The following is a 6,434-nucleotide window of genomic DNA, read 5'->3' as shown; positions in this document are numbered from 1 at the left end:
CTTTGCTAAGCGTGTTTGTTCTTTAATAAGTTCCATATTTTCCCCTCCTAAATTATTATTACAAGTCAAGTATATCCTATGTAGATACACAATGCAAATATTCTTACTGGAGGTCATTTACATGCAACAAGTTGTCTTACCCATAAAAGATTCGAACGTTCTTAAAGAGGTTCAAGATACTTTACTCAATAATTTCAAAGCTGACCGTTGTTAAAGAGGCCCCCAACATCTATAATCAAGATATTAGGGGCCATTTATTTTTATATACTAAAAATAACTTCCTTTATTCGTCATTTTTTCGATACCTTTTAGCACGATTTTGACCAGGAAATAAACGATCATGCGATCCGACTCGAATGCCAATTAAGACTAGTTCATCTTTATCAATCGTATAAACCACCAGGACATCGTTAGTTTCGCTTGGTGTTTTGTTTTTCGGGGTATCTCGTAAGTGAAATTCATTATAACCGCTCATTCGCCGATTAAGCTCATGATCTTCAAATTCTGGTGGTAATTGTTGTTGCTCAAGCAACAGATCAATGGCTGCTCGAACTTCATCAATAATAGATTTGTCTAAACTGGCTAACCGTTTTAGATCAGCATTAAAGGTTGCACGTGGTTTAAATCTTAGTTTTTTCATTATTTAAACTGACCCCAATAATCATCATCTGATTCAACAATTTCATCGTCAGGTAAAACATGGCGTTTAATTAACTGATCACGTGCAATTGCATATTCTAACGAACCTTCTTTAGCTTTTAATGCTCTTTCTAGCCAGTCCATTTTTTCTTGTGAAACGATGGCTACTGCGCGACTATTTGAACGAGCAATATAAACGGTTTCGTCTTCGTCATTAACTTGATCTAAATATTTTTTTAGGTTAGCGCGAAAATCGCTCTGTGTTAGTGCTAATGTCATATTTACCACCCTTTCTTTGTACTTAATATTGTACTTTAATTTGTACTAAAAATCAAAAATTTTAAAGGAGCTCAAACTATGCAACAAGTTGTCTTACCCATCAAAGATTCAAACGTTCTCAAAGAGGTTCAAGATACCTTACTCAACAACTTTAAAGCTGGCCGGCGTAACTATACAGTTTTTCAAGTTGGTAAAGCGACGCTACTGCGAGTGAGTGATGTCATGCGCTTAAAACAAACCGATATTTTTAATCCGGACGGTTCTATTAAACAAAATGCGTTTATTCATGACCGAAAAACTGGTAAACCGAATACCTTGTACCTTAAACCTGTTCAAACAGAGCTCTTATTGTACCGTCAATGGCTGCTTGATCATAAGCTGGATTCTGAATGGCTCTTTCCTTCAATTCAACACCCAGAACGCCATATTACTGAAAAACAGTTCTACAAAATTATGAGTAAGGTTGGCGATCTGTTAGGAATTAATTATCTAGGTACTCATACGATGCGCAAAACTGGGGCTTATCGCGTTTATACGCAATCCAATTACAATATTGGCTTAGTCATGCACTTATTAAATCATTCCAGTGAAGCCATGACTTTAGCTTATTTAGGCTTAGACCAAGCCAGTACCGAAAGTATGTTAGATCAAATTGATTTTGGTTAGTTTTATTTGGATTTTTAGTTGTCGCCAACGGCGACTTCTGATACAGGAAATTTAGCACAAACACCAGCAATTTTAATTGTGGTGTGTAAGTGCGCATTGACCTCGTTTCACTCGGTCTGCTGATAACCATAAAATCAATTTCTGCTGTTGTTGAATTGACTGTATTTTTAATCCAATTTATGTTTGCAATTAACTAAGATTGTTATGTTTTAAATATTTAAAAAGTGTTGCAGATTACGCTGTTTTAAGCCAAAATTTTTAATTGCTTTGTGCAGATAATCTTTATAAGCTTGGTAACAAATTTTGAATAACGGTGCTGTAAGATCTGTGAATTTAAACTGAAAGCATGATGTTAGGAGTCATTAAGATTGACGAAAAGAAAGTATTAAAATCAATTGATGAAATGCTTGCTGATCCTTGGCAAGTTGATATTCAAGAATTGTTTGAAGCTTCTGTCAATGAACCTAACGAGATTAAAAAGAATTTGTATGATTCCTTATACACTTATATTTTGCAAAAAAGACAAGAAGATATTATTAATCGTCCTGGCTTCGTTATTTAGCCCTCTAAGAGCCTGCTGAGGGCTTTTTGTTTTGCTTTGGTATAAATGTATATGAATAGTCTTAAAATTGCTAGAAACGAAAAATAAGGCCCTAAAAAACGAACATAGCAGCTAAGTTCTTGTTAAGATTCAAAAAAACTAACTGTTTGCTGTCAATGGTAGCGGACGAGCAAATCGTGGGAGCATAAGGAATTGACAGCTCTAAACCAGTCTTAACACTGAATTGGCGAAAAGCCAAAGTTTCTATAGAACTTTGCTTTCCTGCCTAACGGCGAGTGAAAAAGCGGTTAAGCTGGTTCAGCTTGGACGGGGTACGGGGCGTCAGCGCCCATATTGAATGTGACTTGTCACTCCTTTGCAGGCAACGAACAGAGTGAGGCGCAAGGAGCGTAGCGACTGGAGTTGAATGTGAGCCAGTTTTTAGCTCACTCCTTTGTGTTTTTTGTTTCTAGATTTTAATCTCGTACAGCGGTGCCTCTTTTATACCTCTTTTATAAACCTCTTTTAAACCTCTTTTAGACCCCTCTTGAGCCTTACTCTCCCAAGACATACAGAAGTTTATCAAGTAGGTTTTGTCTGTTTATCAAGTAGGTTTTGTCTGTTTATCAAGTAGGTTTTGTCTGTTTATCAAGTAGGTTTTGTCTGTTTATCAAGTAGAAATATAAAGTTGACTACTTGATAAACATAATCTAAAATTAATTTGTAATCATTAGGAGGTACAGCATGGGAAATGAAATTATTAAATATGATCCAGAGTTAAATACCATTCCACTTCGAAAATTTACTCCAGTTGAAATGAATTTATTTTTTTCGATTATTTCTCGTATGCGTGATAAGAGTAATCAGACCATTCGTTTTACTTTTGATCAATTAAAAGAGTTAAGTGCTTATAAACCTACTGCAAATAACCGTTTTGAAGATGACATTCAGAGAACTTATGAAAAAATGATGGGATTACATTTTGGTAGACGAAGTAAAAGTGGATTAACTCGAGAGTTTTTTGTTTTGTTTACAGAATTTAAAATTGATGGAGATGCAGAAGAACCTTATGTAGACGTAAAAGTTTATGAACGTGCTTTACCCCTTTTAAACAAGCTTGAAAGTTGGGTTCGTTATGCGTTGGCAGAGTTTAGAGATTTAAAAAGTAGTTACGCAAAAACAATGTTTCGGTTACTAAAACAGTTCAGAACCACTGGATATGCTTATTTTTCTAAAGAAGACTTTTTTGAATTACTAGATATGCCCAAAAGTTACTGGAATAGCCCCTCTAACGTCGATAAATTTGTTATAAAACCCATTAAAGAAGAATTAACTCCTTTGTTTAGAGGGTTAACGGTTAGAAAAAAATATGGTAAAAGGCGTGGGAAACCAGTTATTGGCTATTCGTTTACCTGGAAACCCGAAAAGAAAGATGCCAATGATTTCTCACAAGGCCAAATACAAGATGAGCGTCAAAAGCTTTTTAATATTCAGCATAATGGTGAATTAACAGAGCAGGAAAAATGGCGCGCCATTGACAAGGTTAAGGGGTTAACTTTAGGCTCTACTGAGAAACAAGCATTGGCTGATAAACAGGCCGAGCACGATAAAAAAATAAGAGATCAAGCAAGACAAGAAGCACTTGCTGAACTCCGAAAGGGGTTTGGAAATCATGCCTAAAACTATTAGAGAACTTGCTGATGAATTGGGCGTTTCAAAGCAGGCTATATGGCAAAAGATAAAAAGAGATGCGTCAATCGATTTACGTCAATTTACATCAACAAAAGGCAATACTGTTTACGTTGATGTTGATGGGCAAAAAGCTATTAAAGCAATGTTCTCAAACGATTCATCAACAAGATACCGTCAACAAAAAGATGATGTTGACGACAACAAAAAAGATGCGGTTGATGGACAAGATGAAGTGAAATTCCTTCGAAATTTAGTATCAGAATTTCAATCTGAAAAGAAAGAGTTACATAAGTTACTAGATCAGCAACAAAGATTGGCCTTACAGGACAAACAACTGCTCGAAGAATACAAGGCAGAAATTAAGGACTTGAAAGCCTTAACGATGGCACCGCATGATAATAGTGAAAAAGAAGTGACGTCAGACAAACAACCGGAACCTGAAAATAGCACCCCGGAGTCACAACCTAAACCTAAAAAGTGGTGGCGTTTTGGTAAATAGTTACAACTAAAAAAGAAAAGAAGACTAGTTAAATAGCGGAAGATAAATTTGAACAATCTGTAGCTGCCAAGCTAAAGGGTGAGGGCTGGGACTGTCCCACAGATTATTCTGGTGGGTAGATTGTAAAATTAATCCGAACGCTGTTCGGACAAAAAAGATCAGCTTCCTTTAAAATGGTGTTTACCACAAACCCATCTTTTAGGAGCTGATCTTTTGTCTAGTATAACCTATTCCGAACGAATTAAAATCGAAACCTTTTGTGAACTAGGGCTGTCCAATATCCAAATGGGCGTTCGGATTAATTTTAAAATCTACCATAAGTCTACCGATTTTTTAATATTATTTTATTCATCAATTTCCGGCGCCGACCCAAGCTCTGCCTGAATCATCCAGATTTTCTTCTCGATTGCGGTTTTGAGACCAATGAAAATATCTTGGGTACTGAAGTCTTTCTCAACATCGGATACTTCAATGCCGTGTTGGTAAAGGTCTTCCAAGTAACGATAGCCATCAACTAGGTGTGCGAGGCGTTCTGGGGTTGTTTTGTCCCATTCACCAGGCCAGTCTTGAATCTTAGTGTTTTCGACCATTTCTTTTAAGGTCGAGTAAGGACTGCCATCAAGCGCAATCAGCCGTTCAGAAATGACATCGAGTTGGCTGTCAATTTCTTCCATGAACTCATCCATCAAAGGGTGCAACTTCAAAAAGTTGGGTCCACGCATGTACCAATGCGTCTGATGGATAATCATTGACATCTGGCTCAAATCGGCAACGAGTTGATTTAATACTGCTTTGGTTTTCGTATATTTCATTAGATTGATCTCCTTTCGATATGGTTATTATAACTTAGTGGTAGCTTAATCTGAAACGTTATACACTGGCAAATTAAGTTATTTATAGCCCGTAGAATTAAGTCGTTTTGAAAAGATGGAGACGTTATATGGTAGATTGTAAAATTAAATAAATCTACAATTGAATTTTATTTACCTTATGAAGATGTTCAAAACGCGTTAAAGGAAAGTGCGCAAAACCCCTTTATACGTACAAAGGATGAATGGGTAGTGGGTAACAATGAGTGTAAATTAAATAAGGCACAAAAAAGGATGCTTAAGGATAAAGAAATATATAATCATTTCAATCTAGAAAATATTTCCAGTTCCATCAAAACGGAGCTAAACAAGATAGTGCATGACATCGATGACTAATACTTTAACACCAAACAGAAAGGGGCTATGAAGATATAGGGTCTATACTAGATAATGGACCCTATTTATTGAAATGGGAGAGTAATTTTTTCAAAGAAAAGGGGGTAAAAACTATGATTAAAAAAGGCATTACAAGAGTAATAATAAAAGTAATGAATTCTTGGAGTTCAATTTTTTCAACGTTACCAGGGTAACTTTTGGGAATCGGAATTAAAAAGTCGAGGAAGATTGGTAAATATACAATGCTATTAACTATTACAACACTACTTATTCCGATTACGTAATGAACCATAGAAAAAGTTAGGACTTGATTGTGTCTGAAGTATTTTTTTTGAGCCTGCTGTACAGTTTTTTTCCTAGTTACAATGTCATGCCTTGCAGCGTTGAATAGGAGTGAAAAGCCTATTAATGCAACAATTATTAATATAAAGCCGAATGAATTGGTAACTCCAACTTCTGAAGTGAAATTTAGAAAAAAAGGGCCCAAATATTTGGAGATGAACCAACTAGATAAAATTGAAATAATAATTGTAAGAATGTTTTTAAAATAGCCATTTTCAATGATAGTATCATTTATATGGTCACATAAATATAAAAAATCAATTGTTATGAGAAAAAAAACAACTAATATTACGATTAACCATGAGTACAAGGCTGATTCAACCTCCTTAAAAATTATTTGCTCAATATTCGAACACACGTTCGAGTAGACGGCTTAATTTTAGCACAGAAAAACAAGAAAACAAATTTTTGTCGGATTATTTTCGAACAAAAAAGATCTTCCAGGAAAATGGGAAGATCAAGTAAGCTATATATTTTTAAGGGCCCATTTTTACCAAATCGCCCCTCAAAAACATTGAAAGAATAACCCCCAATATCTATAATGTAGATATTGGGGGTTATTTGTTTTAAT

Annotated in this window: 7 protein-coding genes and 1 pseudogene; 5 read left to right on the top strand and 3 right to left on the bottom strand. The window is 35.4% G+C overall.

Features of this window, described 5'->3' with window-relative positions; translation table 11 throughout:
* Window positions 1–283 precede the first annotated feature (283 nt).
* Both FFM74_RS13360 and FFM74_RS13355 read right to left on the bottom strand, forming a co-directional pair.
* Window positions 284–640 (bottom strand): type II toxin-antitoxin system YafQ family toxin, encoded by a 357-nt coding sequence (locus FFM74_RS13360; RefSeq protein ID WP_046041398.1) that lies wholly within the window; start codon window positions 638–640, stop codon window positions 284–286.
* Window positions 640–918, bottom strand: coding sequence for a type II toxin-antitoxin system Phd/YefM family antitoxin (locus FFM74_RS13355; protein ID WP_003586674.1), 279 nt, complete (start codon window positions 916–918; stop codon window positions 640–642). Before FFM74_RS13355 ends, FFM74_RS13360 begins: the two co-directional genes overlap by 1 nt.
* Before the next feature lie 78 nt (window positions 919–996).
* On the opposite strand from FFM74_RS13355, the gene FFM74_RS13350 reads away from it, so the two are divergent.
* From FFM74_RS13350 to FFM74_RS13325, 5 genes and pseudogenes are all read left to right on the top strand, one after another.
* A complete protein-coding gene (locus tag FFM74_RS13350; RefSeq protein ID WP_137627112.1) occupies window positions 997–1,584 on the top strand; it encodes a site-specific integrase in 588 nt (195 codons plus the stop codon).
* Window positions 1,585–1,933: 349 nt separating this feature from the next.
* Window positions 1,934–2,146 carry a hypothetical protein gene (locus tag FFM74_RS13345; RefSeq protein WP_137627113.1) on the top strand — a complete coding sequence of 71 codons (213 nt, stop codon included), beginning with the start codon at window positions 1,934–1,936 and terminating at the stop codon, window positions 2,144–2,146.
* Between the two features lie 723 nt (window positions 2,147–2,869).
* Entirely contained in the window at window positions 2,870–3,805 is a 936-nt protein-coding gene (locus tag FFM74_RS13340; RefSeq protein WP_137627111.1) for a replication initiation protein, read from the top strand.
* Window positions 3,798–4,316 carry a helix-turn-helix domain-containing protein gene (locus FFM74_RS13335; protein ID WP_001748066.1) on the top strand — a complete coding sequence of 173 codons (519 nt, stop codon included), beginning with the start codon at window positions 3,798–3,800 and terminating at the stop codon, window positions 4,314–4,316. Before FFM74_RS13340 ends, FFM74_RS13335 begins: the two co-directional genes overlap by 8 nt.
* Window positions 4,317–4,529: 213 nt before the next feature.
* Window positions 4,530–4,619 (top strand): annotated as a pseudogene (locus FFM74_RS13325) (IS30 family transposase); the annotation flags it as partial.
* A gap of 41 nt (window positions 4,620–4,660) precedes the next feature.
* On the opposite strand, the gene FFM74_RS13320 reads toward FFM74_RS13325, so the two are convergent.
* On the bottom strand, window positions 4,661–5,128 hold the full coding sequence (locus FFM74_RS13320; protein ID WP_015474713.1) for a Dps family protein: 468 nt from the start codon (window positions 5,126–5,128) through the stop codon (window positions 4,661–4,663).
* Between the last annotated feature and the right edge of the window lie 1,306 nt (window positions 5,129–6,434).

The organism is Lactiplantibacillus pingfangensis, from assembly GCF_005404945.1.
GTDB classification, from domain to species: Bacteria; Bacillota; Bacilli; order Lactobacillales; family Lactobacillaceae; genus Lactiplantibacillus; species Lactiplantibacillus pingfangensis.
Note: the sequence above shows the minus strand (reverse complement) of the source record. Positions and strands in the feature narration are given on the sequence as shown.